This window comes from Mycolicibacterium aurum (assembly GCF_900637195.1).
Taxonomy (GTDB): domain Bacteria; phylum Actinomycetota; class Actinomycetes; order Mycobacteriales; family Mycobacteriaceae; genus Mycobacterium; species Mycobacterium aurum.
The window spans coordinates 4,506,657-4,522,293 of record NZ_LR134356.1 but is presented as its reverse complement, the minus strand read 5'-3'; the positions used below and the strand labels follow the sequence as shown (position 1 = coordinate 4,522,293).

Sequence of the window (15,637 nt, the reverse complement as noted above, 5' to 3'; positions counted from 1 at the left end):
GGGCCAGGAGGGTAGCCTCACGTTCTGTGCTGCTGGCGTCGTTGAACCCCGCGGCCGTGGCGGCGGGGGCAGACCTCGGCGACGCGGTACGCATCGACGGGGTGTCCTTGAGTCGAAGTGATCTGGTCGGGGCCGCGACGTCGGTCGCCGAGCGGGTGGGCGGCGCGTCGCGCGTCGCCGTGCTGGCCCGGCCGACCGCGGCGACGGTGCTCGCCGTGGCGGGCTGCCTGATCGCCGGGGTGCCGTTCGTGCCGGTACCCGCCGACGTCGGTGCCGCCGAACGGCGGCACATCCTCACCGATTCCGGTGCGCAGGCCTGGCTGGGTGATCTGCCCGACGACGCCGACGGGCTGGCGCACATCCCGGTGCGGCTGCACGCGCGGTCGTGGCATCGCTATGCCGAGCCGTCGCCGAACGCCGCGGCGATGATCATCTACACCTCGGGAACGACGGGGCTGCCCAAGGGCGTGGTGGTCAGTCGCCGCGCGATCGCCGCCGACATCGACATGCTCGCGGACGCCTGGCAGTGGACACCGGACGACACCCTGGTGCACGGCCTGCCGATGTACCACGTGCACGGTCTGGTTCTCGGGCTGCTGGGGTCGCTGCGGATCGGAAACCGCTTCGTACACACCGGGAAACCCACGCCGGCGCTGTATGCGCAGGCGGTGAGCGAGTTCGGCGGTTCGTTGCTGTTCGCGGTGCCGACGGTGTGGTCGCGCATCGTCGCCGACGGAGACGCGGCGCGGGCGCTGGCGCCGGCGCGCCTGCTGGTGTCGGGCAGCGCGGGACTTCCCGTGCCGGTGTTCGACGGGCTCTCCGCGCTGAGCGGGCATCAGCCCGTCGAGCGGTACGGCAGCACCGAAACATTGATCACCCTGAGCACGCTGGCGTCGGGGGAGCGCAGGCCGGGCTGGGTGGGATTGCCGCTCAACGGTGTTCAGACGCGCCTGGTGGCCGAGGACGGTGCAGGCGCCGCTCACGACGGGGAGAGCATCGGGCAGTTGCACGTGCAGAGCCCGACACTGTTCGAGGGTTACCTCAACCGGGCCGACGCCACCGCCGAGGTGCTCGGCGACGACGGCTGGTACCGCACCGGCGACGTAGCGGTCATCGATCCCGCCGGCATGCACCGGATCGTCGGCCGCGAGTCCGTCGACCTCATCAAGAGCGGTGGATTCCGCATCGGCGCCGGTGAGATCGAGACCGTGCTGCTCGGCCACCCCGGTGTGCAGGAGGCCGCGGTGATCGGGGCGCCGGATGAGGATCTCGGGCAGCGCATCGTCGCGTTCGTGGTGGGCAGCGCCCAGCCTGACGAACTGATCGAGCACGTCGCACAGCAACTCTCGGTTCACAAGCGTCCTCGGGAAGTGCGCATCGTGGACAGCCTGCCCCGCAACGCGATGGGCAAGGTAATGAAGAAGGAACTGGCGCAATGGGTTTGAGATTCAGTGACATCTGCATCGATTCCGCCGACACGCACGCGCTGGCTGCGTGGTGGTCGCAGGTGCTGGGCTGGCACGCCGAGGACACCGAGGACGGTGACGTCGCGTTGCGGGCTCCCGGCGGCGTCGGTCCGGACTGGCTCTTTCTCGCGGTGCCCGAAGGCAAGGCGGCCAAGAACCGGATCCACTTCGACTTCACCCCCGACGATCAGGCAGCGGAGGTCGAGCGGGTGGTCGGTCTGGGGGCGCGCCGGGTCGACATCGGTCAGGGCGAGCAGAGTTGGGTGGTGCTCGCCGACCCCGAGGGCAACGAATTCTGCATCCTCTCGGGGCGGGATTAGTCCGGTGTCGCCCGCCCCGCGAGCGCGCGAGTCTGCACGCCGACACGCGGCAATTTCTGGTATTCCGCGCGCGCTCGCGGTGATCGGTGGCGCGCTTACTGTCACGCTGCTGTCGGCGTGCGGACATCCGCCCGACGTGATGCTCGTCCAGACCAGCATCACAGTCCCGCCCGCCCCCATCCCGCCGGCGCCTGCCGCCGACACTCTCAGCATCGGCTCGTCGGCCGTCGACACCACCGGCGGCTGGTTGCCCGACGGCACCATGCTGTCCCCGTTCGACACCGCCAATCCCATTCTCTCGCAGCTCGATCCGGCACTGCTGACTGCCGTGCAGAACGCGGCCCGCGCCGCCGAGGCCGACGGGGTGCAGATCATGGTGACCTCGGGCTGGCGGTCGAAGGGCTTTCAGCAGCGGCTGTTCGACGACGGCATACAGACCTATGGCAGCGTGGAGAAGGCTGCGGAGTTCGTCGCGACCCCCGAGGTGTCCAAGCACGTCATGGGCCAGGCGATCGACATCGGTCCGGTCGCGGCAGACCAGTGGTTGATCGCCAACGGCCGCCAGTTCGGGCTGTGTCAGATCTATGCGAACGAGATCTGGCATTTCGAGCTGGCGGTCGACGCGCAGGGCAACTGCCCGCCACTGAAACCCAACGCAGCGGGGTAGCGCTCGTCGGCGCTGAGAGCGCGGGAAATGCCGCGAAATGCGGCGTGTCGGCGTGCAGACACGCGCGCTCGCGGGGCGAGGGCTCCGCACGCTCGCGGGGCGAGGGCCGCGGCTAGTTCGCGTGCAGCGCCTCGTTGAGCGTGATGCCCGTCCCGTCGCGCTTGACCACCTCGACAGCTCCGGTCACCGAATTGCGGCGGAACAGAAGGTTGTTGGCGCCCGAAAGGTCGCGCGCCTTGACGGTCTCGCCGTCGGTGGTGCTCACCTTTGTCCCTGCGGTGACGTACAGCCCCGCCTCGATGACGCAGTCGTCGCCGAGTGAGATGCCCAGGCCGGCGTTGGCGCCGAGCAGGCAGCGCTTGCCCACCGAGATCACCTGCGTGCCACCGCCGGAGAGGGTTCCCATGATCGACGCGCCGCCGCCGATGTCCGAGCCGTCGTCGACGACGACACCCGCCGAGATGCGGCCCTCGACCATCGAACTGCCCAGCGTGCCCGCGTTGAAGTTGACGAAGCCTTCGTGCATGACCGTCGTGCCCGACGCCAGATGCGCACCGAGGCGCACCCGGTCGGCATCGGCGACGCGCACGCCGGATGGCACCACGTAGTCGACCATCCGCGGGAACTTGTCCACGCCGTAGACGGTCACCTGGCCGCGCCGACGCAGCCGGGCCCGCACCGTCTCGAAATCCTCGATCGCGCACGGTCCGTGGTTCGTCCACACGACGTTCGTCAGCAGTCCGAAGAATCCGTCGGCGTTGAGCCCGTGCGGCGCGACCAGACGGTGCGACAGCATATGCAGGCGCAGATACACGTCGAAGGCGTCAACGGCCTTGTCGGCCAGGTTCTCGATGACGGTCCGCACGACGACGACCTCGACGTCGCGATCCTCGTCACGGCCGGCAAGCGCGGCGAGCTCGGGGGCCACCTCGGCCACCGACAGGCGGACTGTCCCGGCGACGTCGTCGGACTGTGCCGTCAGTTCCGGCCCGGGAAACCAGGTGTCGAGTATCGATCCGTCTGCCGCGATCGTCGCCACACCGATGCCTGACGCTGCCAAAGTCGAAGTCACGGTGCTCCAGGCTACCGGTGCGCCTAGCATCGCCTGACGGGGTCCCGACCAGCGAGGAGGCGAGCCACGACTGTCGACGTGACCTTGCGCCAGCTGCGCTACTTCGCCGTTCTCGGCGAGGAACTCAATTACCGGCGTGCGGCGGAGAAACTGTTCATCACCCAGCCTGCGCTCTCGACGGCGATCAAGGCGCTCGAGCACCAGTTCGGTGTGGTGCTGTTTCACCGCAACACGCGTGTGGTGGCGTTGACCGACCTGGGGGCCGCCTGGCTGCCGCAGGTGCAGCAGGCGCTCGCCGGCGTGGACGCCGTCATCGACAACCTCGTCATGCTGTCGGGCACTCGGCGCGGCGTGCTGCGGGTCGGGTATCTCATCGGCACCGGGGCGGACCTGTTGTTCCGCCTGGTCCGGCACTTCGAGGCCGCCTACCCCGACGTCGTCGTTGAACCCATCGAATTCGACTTCGCCGACCCGACCGCCGGGCTGGCCGACGGCACCACCGAGGTTGCCATCATCCGGCCGCCCGTGGACCTGCCAGACCACCGGATGCTGATCCTGGATTCCGAGTCATGGGTCGCATGCCTGCCCCGGGACCACCGGCTGGCCCAGCGCGCCGAGGTCGCTATCGCCGAGCTGCTCGACGACCCGATCGTGTGCGCCCCGCTGACCGCGGGAACCTGGCGCGACTACTGGCTGGCGATGGACGTCCGGGGAAACCGGCCGCCGACGATAGCCGCGGTGGCAGCGACCTACGAGGCCGAGACCACAGCGATCGCCCGGGGGCTGGGCATCAGCTTCACGACGTCGTCGGTCGCTCGCTTCTACGATCGGCCGGGCATCGCGTACGTGCCGATCACCGACCGCCCGCCCAGTCAGACCGCGCTGGCGTGGCGCCCGTCCGACCTCACCCCGCAGGCCGACGCGCTGGTCCGCCTCGTCCAGGCGCAGTGGAGTTTCGGCGACCCGGACCTCCCGGACCACCACTGATAACCGGAGGTTATGAGTACATCAATACATCGAACTTCCGGTGTCCGGCCGATGACGGTTTTCTGTCACCAGTGTTCTTCCCACCGTCTTGACCTGGAGTGACCATGACAGACGCAGTAACCACCCCCACTCATTCGGAACGCAGAGTGCCGGGCCTCGGCGACGAGGATGCGAAGCTCGCCGAGTTGGGCTACACCCAGAAGCTCGACCGCTCGGTCGGCACGCTGGCCTCGTTCGCGATCGGGTTCGCCACCATCAGCGCCACCACGGCGGTCTTCACCGGCTTCGGTGCCGGCTACTTCACCGCAGGCGCCCCGTTCGTGTGGACTCTGCTGCTGGCCGGCGCGGTGTTCGCGCTGTGGACGTTCATCGCCGCCGACCTGACCGCCAAGCTGCCGCTCGCCGGCTACTCCTACCAGTGGATCAGCCGCATCAACGGCCCCAATCTCGCCTGGTTCACCGGCTTCATCGCCCTGATGGGCTGGGTGTGCGGGATGACCGGCGTCGGGTTCATCCTGTCCGGCTACCTCGGCGGGCTCCTCGGGTGGGGGCTGACGCAGACGACACAGATCCTGCTCGCCATCGCGGTGGTGTTCGTCTGTGTGCTCATCAACATCTACGGTGTCCGCTTCGCCACGATGGTCAACAACATCGGCGTCAGCCTGGAACTGGTGATCACCGTCGGGGCCACCGCGTTGATCGCGATCATCGCGTTCTCCTCGCCGGAAAACCACCAGCCGATCTCGACCTTGTTCACCGGCGGCGAGTCGGGAGACAAGGATTCCTACATGCTGGCCTGGCTGGCCGCCGCACTCGGACCGTTCTTCGGTCTCATCGGGGTGGAGTCCGGCGCCGACGTCGCCGAGGAAACCAAGAACGCCCGCCGAGTGGTTCCCAGGACGATGTTCTACGCGCTGATCACGTCGATCGTCATCGAGTTCCTGATGTACGTCGTCTACGTGCTGGCGATCAAGGATCCCGTTGCGGTGGAGGCCAATTCGGCCGCGCCGATCGAGGAGATCATCACCCAGCAGGCCGGCCCGGTGGTCACGAAAATCGTTGTGGCCATCGCCTTGACGAACATCCTGGCCTGCCTGCTCGCCAATATCCTGGTGGCCACCCGGTTGACCTACTCGATGGCACGCGACAACATGCTGCCGTTCTCGAACGTCTGGCGGCACGTCTCGGCGACCCGCAAGACGCCCACCTACTCCATCCTCGGACTGGGTGCCCTCTCCACGCTGCTGCTGCTCTCGGCTCTGGTCAACGAGAAGGCGTTCAACTTCATCATCGGGATCGCCTCGCTGCTGTTCTTCTTCGTCTACATCCTGCAGACCATCGGCCTGCTGGTGGGCTACCGCAGGGGCACCATCCCGGCGCCGGAGCCCGGCACCTTCGACCTCGGCAAGTTCCGCCTGCCCGTCTACGTCACCGCCCTGGTCGTCTTCCTCGGCGTCGCCGTCGCGCTGCTGTTCCTGCCGCAGTTCACCAGTAACAAGTGGGTCTTCCTCGGCGTCGTCGTGATTGCGGCGATCTGGTGGGCCACCGGACTGAAAGCCCGCCTGGCCCGAGGCGAAGCGGGCGTCGAATACGCCAAGAACCATCCCGTGTGATCCCGCTTCGCTCCTGCCCTCCGTGCCCCAGATCCCGGGTCGCTTCGCTCCTGCCCTCCGTGCCCCAGATCCCGGGTCGCTTCGCTCCTGCCCTCCGAAACGCCCAGAACCGAAAAGGATGAACTCTCATGACCTCCCTCAGTGACATCGGAACCTCCAACCTCGTCGCCGTCGAGCCCGGCGCCGCCATCCGCGAAGACACCCCGGCCGGCTCGGTGATCCAGTACAGCGACTACGAATTGGACACCTCCAGCCCGTTCGCCGGTGGTGTGGCCTGGATCGAGGGCGAGTACATGCCGGCCGAAGAGGCCAAGATCTCGATCTTCGACACCGGCTTCGGGCACTCCGATCTGACCTACACCGTCGCGCATGTGTGGCACGGCAACATCTTCCGGCTCGGTGACCACCTCGACCGGCTGCTCGACGGCTCGCGCAAGCTGCGCCTGGACGCCGGCATGAGCAAGGACGAACTTGCCGAGATCACCAAGAAGTGTGTGTCGCTGTCACAACTGCGCGAATCGTTCGTCAACCTGACGGTGACCCGGGGATACGGAAAACGCAAGGGCGAGAAGGACCTGACCAAGCTCACCCATCAGGTCTACATCTACGCCATCCCGTATCTGTGGGCATTCCCGCCCGCCGAGCAGATCTTCGGCACCACCGCGGTGGTGCCGCGCCACGTCCGGCGCGCCGGCCGCAACACCGTCGACCCGACCATCAAGAACTACCAGTGGGGCGACCTGACCGCGGCCAGCTTCGAGGCCAAGGACCGTGGCGCCCGCACCGCGATCCTGCTCGACTCCGACAACTGCGTCGCCGAGGGCCCGGGCTTCAACGTCTGCATCGTCAAGGACGGAAAGCTCGCATCGCCGTCGCGAAATGCGTTGCCGGGCATCACCCGCAAGACCGTCTTCGAGATCGCCGAGCAGATGGGCATCGACGCGACGCTGCGTGATGTCACCAGCCACGAACTCTACGAGGCCGACGAGCTGATGGCCGTCACCACCGCGGGTGGCGTCACCCCGATCAACTCCCTCGACGGCGAGGCGATCGGCAACGGCGAGCCCGGCCCCATGACCGTCGCCATCCGGGACCGCTTCTGGGCCTTGATGGACGAGCCGTCGCCGCTGATCGAGGCCATCCAGTACTGACACCGCACGCCGACGACCGGCTAACGTGGTCGTGTGCTGGACCTACACGGTGATCCGATCGCGCTGACCGCCGCGCTGGTGGACATCCCGAGTGAATCACGCCACGAGGCGCGGATCGCCGACGAGATCGAGACCGCGCTGCGCGAGCAGACCGTCGGCTTCGAGGTGATCCGCAGCGGCGACGCGGTGCTGGCCCGGACCAACCTCGGCAGGCCGTCCCGCGTGCTGCTGGCCGGGCACACCGACACGGTGCCCGCCGCCGACAATGTGCCCAGCCGGCTCGTCGACGGGGTGCTGCACGGGTGCGGCACCTCGGACATGAAATCGGGCGACGCGGTGTTCCTGCACCTGGCAGCCACCGTCGCCGAGCCGGCGCACGACATCACCCTCGTGATGTACGACTGCGAGGAGATCGAGGCCACCGCCAACGGGCTGGGCCGTATCGAGCGGGAGCTGCCCGAGTGGCTGAGCGCGGACGTCGCCATCCTGGGCGAACCCTCGGGCGGCTACATCGAGGCGGGCTGTCAGGGCACGCTGCGCGTGCTCGTCAGCGCGTCGGGAACGCGGGCGCACTCCGCGCGGTCGTGGCTGGGGGACAACGCCGTCCACAAGCTGGGTGACGTGCTGGCGCGGCTCACCGCCTATCAGGCGCGCAGCGTGGACATCGACGGCTGCGTCTATCGCGAGGGTCTGTCGGCGGTCCGCATCGACGGCGGCGTCGCGGGCAATGTCATCCCCGACGCCGCCACCGTCACGGTGAACTTCCGGTTCGCGCCCGACCGCAGCGTCGAGCAGGCCTACGCCCACGTCCGCGAGGTGTTCGACGGGCTCGACGTCGGCCTCAAGCTCGCCGACTCCGCAGCCGGTGCCCTGCCGGGCCTGACCCGGCCGGCGGCCGCGGCGCTCGTCGCCGCCGCGGGTGGGCAGGTCCGCGCCAAGTACGGCTGGACCGACGTGGCCCGGTTCGCGGCGCTGGGCATCCCCGCCGTCAACTACGGACCGGGCGATCCCAACCTGGCGCACCGCGTCGACGAACACGTCGACATCGAGCAGATCACCGTCGTCACCGAGATGCTGCGGCGCTATTTAACCGGTTGACGGCGTGGGTAACGTGGGGACCATGCTCTCGCACTGACGACTTCGCCGTCTCTTTTCGCCCGTCACCGAGAGCTCCTCCATGCCATCGATAACCTGCTCACACCTGTCCTTTTCGTGGCCCGACGACGCACCGTTGTTCACCGATCTGTCGTTCTCTGTCGGTAGCGGCCGTACCGGCCTGGTCGCGCCCAACGGCGCGGGCAAGAGCGCGCTGCTGCGCCTGGCCGCCGGCGAACTGACACCCACCTCCGGAACGGTCACGGTCGACGGGATCGTCGGCTACCTGCCACAGACACTGCCGCTGCTGGACGACCGCAGTGTCGCCGAAGTGCTGGGCGTCGCGCCCGTCATCGACGCGCTGAACGCCTTGGCTGCAGGGGATTCCAGCGAGCGGGTGTTCACCGCGATCGGCGACGACTGGGATGTCGAAGAGCGGACCCGCGCCCAGCTCGAGCGCCTCGGGCTGGGCCACATCGCCCTCGACCGGTCGCTGCGGTCGCTGTCCGGTGGCGAGGTGGTGACCCTCGGCCTGGCTCGCGAACTGTTGCGACGGCCCGACGTGCTGCTGCTCGACGAGCCCACCAACAACCTCGACGCCGACGCCAGACACCGCCTCTACGACGCCCTCGACGACTTCGGTGGCTGTCTTCTCCTGGTCAGCCATGACCGCCTTCTCCTCGACCGGATGGACCGCATCGCCGAGCTGCATTGCGGTGAGATCGCCTTCTATGGAGGCAATTTCAGTAACTATCGGACTGCTGTCGACCAGTCACAGCGTGCCGCCGAAGACGCCGTTCGCAGTGCGGAGCAACACCTCAGGCGAGAGAAGAGGCAACGCCAGCAGGCGCGCGAGCGGACCGATCGCAAAACCAGCACCGCCGCGCGGACCATCAAGGATGCGGGGTTGCCGAAGATCATCGCCGGGGCGATGAAGCGGCGGGCCCAGGAGACGGCGGGCCGCACCGACGACGTCCACGCCAAGCGGATGGATGAGGCCAGGGCGCGACTCGACGACGCCGAACGCGCCCTGCGTGACGACGACGCCCTGGTCCTCGAACTGCCGGAGACCACCGTGCCATCCGCGCGGATGGTGCTGGAGGTCACAGGGTTACAGGTCAGACGCGACGACCGCGTCGTACTCGACGGCGTCGACCTGGCGGTGCGCGGTCCGGAGCGCATCGCGCTGACGGGCCCGAACGGTGCGGGGAAGACCACGTTGCTGCGGGCGCTGCTCGGCGAGCTCGAACCCGATGCCGGCACCGTCGCAGTGGCCGACGGCCGGGTGGCCTATCTGTCCCAGCGGTTGGACGTGCTCGACCACCACCTGACCGTCGCCGAGAACCTGGCGGCGGCGGCCCCCAGCCTGTCGGTGACTCGGCAGCGGCACCTGTTGGCGCAGTTCCTGTTTCGCGGCGATGCTGTCGACATGCCGGTGCACACCCTGTCGGGAGGTGAGCGATTGCGTGCCACGCTGGCGTGCGTGTTGTTCGCCGAACCCGCGCCGCAGCTGCTGCTGCTCGACGAACCCACGAACAACCTCGACCTCGTCAGCGTCGAGCAGTTGGAGAATGCGCTGGCCGCCTATCAGGGCGCCTTCCTGGTTGTCAGCCACGACGCATCGTTCCTGGACGCAATCGGTGTGGATCGCGTGCTGCGTCTTGCCGACGGCAGGCTCGCGGAGATCTAGTCCACCGCCGGCCTGGTGGGGGCGGGCCGCTCCGGGGCCGGGGGCGGTAACGGCGCAGGTGTGTCGCCGCTCTGCGGACCCGGTGCCGCGCCGGTGGTGGAGTCCGCATCGGCCGAGGACTCTTCTTGAGCGGACTCGTCCTTCGGGTCGTCTTCGTCTTCGTCGTCGGTGGGGGAGTCGGGGCCGCCGGTCTCGGACGCATCCGGCACCGGAAGCTCCGGACCGTCCGATCCGGTTGCAGCCGAACCACTTTGGGACGCCTGCGCCAGTCCCTGCATGAGCTGCTGGGGAAGTTGCTGCAGCGGCTGTGCCAGCGCGGCCAGCGGCGCGGCGAACTGCTGGCCCAGCTGGCCGAGTTGCCCCAGCTGACCGACGGCCTGTCCCAGTGCGTCGGTTGCGCCACCTCCCGTCGCGGCACCGGCGGCGGTGTCCGACGGACCTCCGCCCTCGGCCATCGTGTCGGCGGCGGCCCGGATCGCGTCACCGCCCCGCTGATCACCCCGCTCGTAGGCCAGGGCCGCCTGGTGCAGCAACTCCGCGATGGTGTCGCCGGCCGACTGCGTGGCGGACATGGTGCCCGACCGGCTACCGAGGGCGCCGGCCAGCGCGGTGTCGACGGCGGATGCGATGGTGCCGTGCGATGCCGCGACGGCGGCTGCACCGGGAGCCGAGGCGTTCAGCGAACCGAGACCCGAAGCGACGTCAGCGTGGATTGCGCCGAGACCGCGGACGTCGCCGGGTTCCACCTGCAAGGGCTGGCTCATCACATGCCTCCAGATCTGTTCGGTCTGATTCTAGGGCTGCCCGAGAGGTGACCGAGACGGCAAAAGTCGCGCACCGGGGGATGCGTGGCAGCCGATATCGTCGAGTCGATGGACATCGCCAAGATCGCGCTGCTGGCCTTCCTTGCGGTCGCGCTGCTGACCCTGGTCGTCGTGTTCGTCCGCAACAGCTGGGCCAAGGGTTTCCCGGCCCGGCGGTCGTCGAGCCATTTCGACCAGATCTACTTCGGCGCCATGCCCCCGATGCCGAAGCCGGACCACGCCGACCAGCTCGACGAGCACCCGGACCGGTAGTTCAGGCCCCTGCCCGAGCATTCGCCAGGGCGGCCCGGCCGAACGCGCAGTCGAGTTCCCCGCACAACCGGGCCAATGTGTCCATCGCCCGCGGATCGCCGAGACGCACGCCGTCGACCGAGGCACGCAGTGCGACGGCCAGCTGACCACCGCGCTCGGCCGATTTGACCGCCTCCCGCGCGGCGGCGACGGCGGCGTGCGGGTCGTTGCGGGCCGCCATCGTCCATGCCCGGGCCAGCGCGAGCTCCGGGGCGAACAGCATCGACTTGAGGCCATGCCGGGATTCCGCACGCGCCAAAGCTTTTCCCGCCTCGACGGTCTGGCCGAGCCGGCCGAGCGCCTGTGCCAGCAGCATCGACGCGAGCGGCCCCCAGGAATAGCCTGTCGGTGCCAGCGTCGACGCCGCCCCGCGCAACAGCGACACCGCGCGCGGCAGATCACCGGCTGCGATCAGCGCGTCGGCGACCAGCACTTCGCCGATGGCGCGTCCGGGCTGACGGCGTTGCGCGAAATCGGCGAGCCGCTGGGCGGATTCGAGCGCCTTCTCCGGCTCGCCGGTCATCAGCAGCGCTGTGGTCTGGCCGAACCCGCTGGTGAACCGCAGCAGGCCCGGTTGGCCGGCGGCCAGCGCACGCTCCGCCAGGTCGTCGACGTCGGAAAACCGGCCCATGCGCGCGGCGCTGAGCGCCGCCGCCGACGCCGCCCAGCCGACCGCGGTATCGTCGGCGTCTGCGGAGCTCAGTACTTCGTCAGCGAGTTCGGTTGCGCGGGAGAGATTTCCGGCATTCATGGTGAACGTGGCCGACAGCGCGTCCAGCGTGATGCGCGCCGTGGGGGAGGACACCTTTCCCCGTATGGTTCGCAGGAACGCCGTCGCCCGCTCCGGCTCCGACAGCATCCAGAACTGGTTGGCCGCCGTGGGCAGCGCCCACGCCAACAGCTCGTCCTCGGCCAGCGCGCCCGGGTCGATCTCCGCGAGCACCGCATCGGCCTCTCGGCCCCGGCCCTGCCAGGCGAGCGCGTAACCGACGGTCAGTCGGGCGCTCAGGTTCGGCGCCAGGTCCAGGGCAGCCTGGCCCAGTCGTTCGCTCAGCTCCAGGTCGCCCAGCCGCAACGCGTCGCGCGCGGCCGCACAGGTGTCGTCGACCGACTGTGGACGATCGCTGCCGATCGCCAACGACGCCAGCCGCAGCCGCCCGACCACCCCGAGCTCTGTGCCCGCCGTCCGGTCGACCATCGCGGTGCGCAGCCGCCGCAGATCGGGCCCGCCGAGTGCGTCCCGGACCGCGTCGAGGAACAGCGGATGTGCCGGTCGCAATTCGCCGGACTCCGTGATGACCGCGCCGCCGCGCACAGCCTCCTCCACCGCGTCGGCGCCCGCCAGCACCTCCGCGTCGACCCGGGCCAACGGATCGGAGACCGACAGGAGTTCGAGCACCCGGTGCGCCGGGCCGGGCAGCGTCGCGACGAACTCGTCGACCTGGGCACGCAGTCTGCCGTCGTCATGCCCAGGCGGCTGCAGGTCGATCCGCGTGACCAGGTCGTCCTGCCACAGGGCGGCGATCTCGGCGGGCAGGGGAGCGTCGTCGACCGATGCGGTGACCAGGAGTCGCACGGCGCGCTCCACCGCGAGTTGGTACACGAGTGCGGCCGACAGCGGATCGAGCAGGTGCGCGTCGTCGACCACCAGAAGGCGGCCGTCGCCGATCGTCTGCCGTGCCGCGCGCAGCACCGTCGTGGTCGACCCCGTCTCGGGCACATCGAGCAGCCACTCGAACGCGGCGAACGGAACCGCCCGCCGCGACGTCGTCGCGCGCACCAGGTCGACCCGCGGAAACGAGCCGGCCATCCGCTCCGCGGCCAGCCCCGCCAGCGTCGTCTTGCCGACGCCCGCCGGACCGAGCATCACGGCACCCGCGCACGTGCGCACCCCGTGTTCGAGCAGGTCGAGCGTGGGATCGGGCGGCGCAGTCACCCATTCGAGAGACTGAGGCGAAGGCACACGCCGGAGTCTATGTGGCTAGGTTGTTGGTGTGTCCCGAGATCCAGATCGTGAGTGGGCAGTGTGCGTCTACTGTGCGTCCGGCCCGGTCCATCCCGAGCTGCTGGAGCTCGCGCGGGCCGTCGGCAAGGGTGTCGCCGACAGGGGCTGGTCGCTGGTGTCCGGCGGTGGCAACGTCTCTGCGATGGGCGCCGTCGCGGCCGCGGCGCGATCGCACGGCGGCTACACGGTCGGGGTCATACCCAAGGCTCTGGTGCACCGCGAAGTCGCTGACACCGAGGCCGACGAACTCGTCGTCACCGACACGATGCGGGAACGCAAGCAGGTGATGGAGGACCGCGCGGACGCGTTCATCGCGCTGCCCGGCGGCATCGGGACGCTCGAAGAATTCTTCGAAGCCTGGACAGCGGGCTATTTGGGTATGCACACCAAACCGATCGTGATGCTCGATCCCTTCGGACATTACGACGGTCTTCTGGCCTGGTTGCGCGGGCTGGTCGGAACCGGCTACGTCGCCGAGGACGCGTTGCTCAGGCTCACCGTCGTCGGCGACGTCGAAGCCGCTCTGGCTGCGTGCGCACCCCGGCTAGGGTGACCCACACATCGACATCGGAGGAAGAGCAGCGCACATGAGCAACAAGTCGGGGACTCGCGGAAGCGTCGGGCTGCTTGATATCGCGAGCCAGGTACCAGGTCTGCTCAGGGACACCCCGACGATCGTGCGCGGCGTGGTGACCGGGTTCGGCGCCCGGCCCACCGCCAAGACGTCGATCGGCAAGGTCTTCCAGGAGCGCGCCGCGCGGCACGCCGACAACGTGTTCATCAAGTTCGGCGACGAGTCGCTCACCTACCGCGAGGCCAACGAGACGGTCAACCGCTACGCGGCGGTGCTCGCCGCCAAGGGCGTCGGCCACGGCGACGTCGTCGGCATCATGTTGCGCAACTCGGTGGACCCGGTGCTGTTGATGCTCGCGGCGGTCAAGTGCGGCGCCATCTCAGGGATGCTCAACTACCACCAGCGGGACGAGGTCCTCAAGCACAGCCTGGGGCTGCTGTCCGCGTCGGTCGTCGTCGCGGCCACCGAGTTCGTCGAACCCATCACCGAGTCCGGCGCCGACACCGAGGGTTTGATGACCCTCGACGAACTCAAGCAGCTCGCGGAGACCGCTCCGACGACCAACCCGGCCACCACGTCGGCGGTGCTGGCCAAGGACAAGGCCTTCTACATCTTCACCTCGGGTACCACCGGCATGCCGAAGGCCAGTGTGATGACGCACTACCGCTGGCTGCGTGCGCTGGCCGGCTTCGGCGGCCTCGGGATGCGGTTGAACGCCCAGGACACCCTGTATTGCTGCCTGCCGCTGTACCACAACAACGCGTTGACGGTCGCGTTGTCGTCGGTGCTCAACTCGGGCGCGACGCTCGCGCTCGGCAAGTCGTTCTCGGCGTCGAAGTTCTGGGATGACGTCATCCACCACGACGCCACCGCTTTCGTCTACATCGGCGAAATCTGCACCTACCTGCTCAACCAGCCGGAAAAGCCCACCGACCGCAAGCACAAGGTGCGCGTCATCTGCGGCAACGGGCTGCGGCCGGCGATCTGGGACGAGTTCACCGAGCGCTTCGGCATCAAGCGGGTCTGCGAGTTCTACGCGGCCAGCGAGGGCAACACCGCCTTCGTCAACGTCCTCAACATCGACAAGACCACCGGCATCTGCCCCAGCCCGATCGTGTTCGTCGAGTACGACGAAGCCTCCGGCGATCCGGTGCGTGACGACGACGGTCGGGTGAAGAAGGTCAAGAACGGCGAGCCGGGGCTGCTGTTGTCCAAGGTCAGCAACTTCCAGCCGTTCGACGGCTACACCGACAAGAAGGAGTCGGAGAAGAAGCTGGTCCGTGACGCCTTCAAGGACGGCGACGTGTGGTTCAACACCGGTGACCTGATGCGCGCGCAGGGGTTCGGCCACGCCGCGTTCACCGACCGGCTCGGCGACACGTTCCGGTGGAAGGGCGAGAACGTCGCCACCACCGAGGTCGAGGCGGCTGTGTCCACCGACACGCAGGTCGAGGAGGCGACCGTGTTCGGCGTCGAGGTTCCCGACACCGGCGGCCGCGCGGGCATGGTGGCCATCCAGCTCAAGGACGGCAAGGAGTTCGACGGCAAGGCGCTGGCCAAGGCGGCCTTCGACAAGCTGCCGCCGTACGCGGTGCCCCTGTTCGTCCGGGTGGTCAAGGAGCTGGCGCACACCTCGACGTTCAAGAGTCAGAAGGGTGACCTGCGCAAAGAGGGCTATGGCGGTTCCAGCGGCGAGGGTGACGACGACGACGTCAAGGTCGAAGACCCGATCTACGTGCTGTCCGGCAAGAGCGAGGGCTATGTGCCGTTCTACGACGAGTACCTCGCCGAGGTGAAGGACGGCAAGAAGCCCAAGTAGCGGGGGGCGCGGCGGCGCTTGACGGCGCTGGGCGCCGCGCAACGCGCCGAATTCGCACACGAA

General features: G+C 68.6%; 14 protein-coding genes. 11 read left to right on the top strand and 3 right to left on the bottom strand.

Annotation, left to right across the window (positions count from 1 at the left end; translation table 11 throughout):
• Positions 1-26 precede the first annotated feature (26 nt).
• From EL337_RS21150 to EL337_RS21140, 3 genes are all read left to right on the top strand, one after another.
• Positions 27-1,445 carry an acyl-CoA synthetase gene (locus EL337_RS21150; RefSeq protein WP_048633448.1) on the top strand — a complete coding sequence of 473 codons (1,419 nt, stop codon included), beginning with the start codon at positions 27-29 and terminating at the stop codon, positions 1,443-1,445.
• On the top strand, positions 1,436-1,786 hold the full coding sequence (locus tag EL337_RS21145; protein ID WP_048633447.1) for a VOC family protein: 351 nt from the start codon (positions 1,436-1,438) through the stop codon (positions 1,784-1,786). The genes EL337_RS21150 and EL337_RS21145 overlap by 10 nt, the downstream gene beginning before the upstream one ends.
• 61 nt (positions 1,787-1,847) lie before the next feature.
• Positions 1,848-2,453, top strand: coding sequence for a M15 family metallopeptidase (locus EL337_RS21140; protein ID WP_370737180.1), 606 nt, complete (start codon positions 1,848-1,850; stop codon positions 2,451-2,453).
• A gap of 112 nt (positions 2,454-2,565) precedes the next feature.
• On the opposite strand, the gene dapD is transcribed toward EL337_RS21140, so the two are convergent.
• Complete coding sequence (dapD, locus tag EL337_RS21135; RefSeq protein ID WP_048633446.1) at positions 2,566-3,555, bottom strand: 2,3,4,5-tetrahydropyridine-2,6-dicarboxylate N-succinyltransferase; 990 nt, start codon at positions 3,553-3,555, stop codon at positions 2,566-2,568.
• Between the two features lie 48 nt (positions 3,556-3,603).
• Between dapD and EL337_RS21130 the strand changes: the two genes are divergently transcribed.
• The 5 genes from EL337_RS21130 (at position 3,604) to EL337_RS21110 (ending at position 10,061) form a co-directional block, all read left to right on the top strand.
• Positions 3,604-4,512: a LysR family transcriptional regulator gene (locus EL337_RS21130; RefSeq protein ID WP_048633445.1), complete on the top strand. Its 909-nt coding sequence runs from the start codon at positions 3,604-3,606 to the stop codon at positions 4,510-4,512.
• Between the two features lie 104 nt (positions 4,513-4,616).
• On the top strand, positions 4,617-6,125 hold the full coding sequence (locus tag EL337_RS21125) for an APC family permease (protein WP_048633444.1): 1,509 nt from the start codon (positions 4,617-4,619) through the stop codon (positions 6,123-6,125).
• Between the two features lie 128 nt (positions 6,126-6,253).
• Entirely contained in the window at positions 6,254-7,276 is a 1,023-nt protein-coding gene (locus EL337_RS21120; RefSeq protein ID WP_048633443.1) for an aminotransferase class IV, read from the top strand.
• 33 nt (positions 7,277-7,309) lie between these two features.
• Complete coding sequence (dapE, locus tag EL337_RS21115) at positions 7,310-8,374, top strand: succinyl-diaminopimelate desuccinylase (RefSeq protein WP_048633442.1); 1,065 nt, start codon at positions 7,310-7,312, stop codon at positions 8,372-8,374.
• 79 nt (positions 8,375-8,453) lie between these two features.
• Entirely contained in the window at positions 8,454-10,061 is a 1,608-nt protein-coding gene (locus EL337_RS21110) for an ABC-F family ATP-binding cassette domain-containing protein (RefSeq protein WP_048633441.1), read from the top strand.
• Here EL337_RS21110 and EL337_RS21105 read toward each other — a convergent pair.
• On the bottom strand, positions 10,058-10,825 hold the full coding sequence (locus EL337_RS21105) for a type VII secretion target (protein WP_048633440.1): 768 nt from the start codon (positions 10,823-10,825) through the stop codon (positions 10,058-10,060). The two genes, EL337_RS21110 and EL337_RS21105, sit on opposite strands and share 4 nt — an antisense overlap.
• Before the next feature lie 84 nt (positions 10,826-10,909).
• On the opposite strand from EL337_RS21105, the gene EL337_RS21100 reads away from it, so the two are divergent.
• A complete protein-coding gene (locus EL337_RS21100; protein ID WP_048633439.1) occupies positions 10,910-11,137 on the top strand; it encodes a hypothetical protein in 228 nt (75 codons plus the stop codon).
• A 1-nt stretch (position 11,138) separates the two neighbouring features.
• Here EL337_RS21100 and EL337_RS21095 read toward each other — a convergent pair whose 3' ends face one another.
• Positions 11,139-13,139 (bottom strand): ATPase AAA, encoded by a 2,001-nt coding sequence (locus EL337_RS21095; RefSeq protein ID WP_048633438.1) that lies wholly within the window; start codon positions 13,137-13,139, stop codon positions 11,139-11,141.
• A gap of 31 nt (positions 13,140-13,170) precedes the next feature.
• Here EL337_RS21095 and EL337_RS21090 point away from each other — a divergent pair, with 31 nt between their 5' ends.
• Both EL337_RS21090 and fadD6 read left to right on the top strand, forming a co-directional pair.
• Complete coding sequence (locus EL337_RS21090) at positions 13,171-13,734, top strand: cytokinin riboside 5'-monophosphate phosphoribohydrolase (protein WP_048633437.1); 564 nt, start codon at positions 13,171-13,173, stop codon at positions 13,732-13,734.
• Between the two features lie 34 nt (positions 13,735-13,768).
• Positions 13,769-15,574, top strand: coding sequence for a long-chain-acyl-CoA synthetase FadD6 (gene fadD6 / locus EL337_RS21085; RefSeq protein WP_048633436.1), 1,806 nt, complete (start codon positions 13,769-13,771; stop codon positions 15,572-15,574).
• The last annotated feature ends 63 nt before the right edge of the window (positions 15,575-15,637 follow it).

What these genes read in the sequence shown, in the direction of transcription:
- EL337_RS21145 (WP_048633447.1), top strand. Translation starts at nt 1,436, where the DNA reads ATGGGTTTGAGATTCAGTGACATCTGCATCGATTCCGCCGACACGCAC.
- dapD (WP_048633446.1), bottom strand. Translation starts at nt 3,555, where the DNA reads ATGCTAGGCGCACCGGTAGCCTGGAGCACCGTGACTTCGACTTTGGCA.
- EL337_RS21125 (WP_048633444.1), top strand. Translation starts at nt 4,617, where the DNA reads ATGACAGACGCAGTAACCACCCCCACTCATTCGGAACGCAGAGTGCCG.
- EL337_RS21120 (WP_048633443.1), top strand. Translation starts at nt 6,254, where the DNA reads ATGACCTCCCTCAGTGACATCGGAACCTCCAACCTCGTCGCCGTCGAG.
- EL337_RS21110 (WP_048633441.1), top strand. Translation starts at nt 8,454, where the DNA reads ATGCCATCGATAACCTGCTCACACCTGTCCTTTTCGTGGCCCGACGAC.
- EL337_RS21105 (WP_048633440.1), bottom strand. Translation starts at nt 10,825, where the DNA reads ATGAGCCAGCCCTTGCAGGTGGAACCCGGCGACGTCCGCGGTCTCGGC.
- fadD6 (WP_048633436.1), top strand. Translation starts at nt 13,769, where the DNA reads ATGAGCAACAAGTCGGGGACTCGCGGAAGCGTCGGGCTGCTTGATATC.